2 protein-coding genes are annotated in these 1307 nt (G+C 34.1%); both read left to right on the forward strand.

Features of this window, described 5'->3' with window-relative positions:
* Positions 1 to 43 precede the first annotated feature (43 nt).
* Positions 44 to 562: a helix-turn-helix domain-containing protein gene (locus tag GV828_RS13055; RefSeq protein ID WP_166537936.1), complete on the forward strand. Its 519-nt coding sequence runs from the start codon at positions 44 to 46 to the stop codon at positions 560 to 562.
* On the forward strand, positions 562 to 1307 hold a 746-nt coding region (locus GV828_RS13060; RefSeq protein ID WP_317163833.1), incomplete at its 3' end, for an IS3 family transposase. The genes GV828_RS13055 and GV828_RS13060, both read left to right, overlap by 1 nt.

Genomic DNA, 1307 nt, shown 5'->3' on the forward strand with positions numbered 1-1307 from the left:
TGAACATGCCCCAAAAAGTTAGACACTATTTGGGGCATTTTTTATGGAAAGAAAAGTTAAGTATGATTACGCATTTAAATTAGAATGTGTTAAGTTAGTTTTAGAGAAACATTATTCTGTTTTGTATGTTTCAAAGTTGAAAAACATCAGCAAATCCAACGTTCGCAAGTGGGTTAATTTTTATAAAGAATACGGAACTGCCGGATTATTGCCCAGGCGAAACAACAGCTATTCAGTTGATTTTAAACTCACAGTAATCCAAACGATTCGCAAAGAAATGCTTTCTTTGAGGGAAAGCTGTTTAAGGTTTAACATACCCGATGCTGGTCTTATTGTAAAATGGAAAAAAGATTTTGCTAACTTTGGAATCAAAGGATTACAACCAAAACAAAGAGGCAGACCCATATCCATGAGCAATAATAAACGCAAGAAACGCAAGTCAGACAAACCCCTGACAAGAGAAGAAGAATTGTTGAGAGAAAACGAACTACTTCGTTGTGAGAATGAATTGCTAAAAAAGTTAGACGCCTTAATTCAAGCCAGGAAAAATCCCAAGCCATAATAGAGTTAAGGCATAAATTTGATTTAGAAGTCCTTTTAAATCAAACCAATATGGCACGAAGCAGTTTCTATTATCATAAAAAACAATTGGATCTGCCTGATAAATACAAGACAACAAAGGAATTAATTAAGTCCATATACCACCAACATAAAGGACGTTATGGCTATAGAAGGATAACTGATGAACTTCAGAACCGCGGGCTAAGAATCAATCACAAAACGGTTTTTAGATTAATGAAATTATTAGGTTTGAAAAGCATTGTCAGGATAAAAAAATACAAATCTTATCGAGGCGAAAATGGCAAAATAGCGCCAAATATTTTAGAAAGAAATTTCAAAGCCACAGCTCCAAATCAAAAATGGGCAACCGATATCACCGAATTTAATGTATCGGGCAAGAAACTCTATCTATCGCCAATCATAGACTTGTTCAATCAAGAAATAATCAGCTATGAACTCACGGAAAGACCTGTATTCAACCAAGTAGTAACCATGCTCAAGAAGGCATTTAAAAGAATCCCAAACCGTACAAACCTAATGCTTCATTCTGACCAAGGCTGGCAATATCAAATGAGTCATTATCGGACATTATTAAAGAAGAAAGGCATTATACAAAGTATGTCCAGAAAAGGAAACTGTTTAGACAATGCTGTGATCGAAAATTTCTTTGGCACATTAAAATCTGAAATGTTTTACACACAAAAATTCAAGTCGATAGAACAATTAAAAAAAGAAATTGATAACTA

This window comes from Flavobacterium ichthyis, from assembly GCF_009915155.1.
GTDB lineage: Bacteria > Bacteroidota > Bacteroidia > Flavobacteriales > Flavobacteriaceae > Flavobacterium > Flavobacterium ichthyis.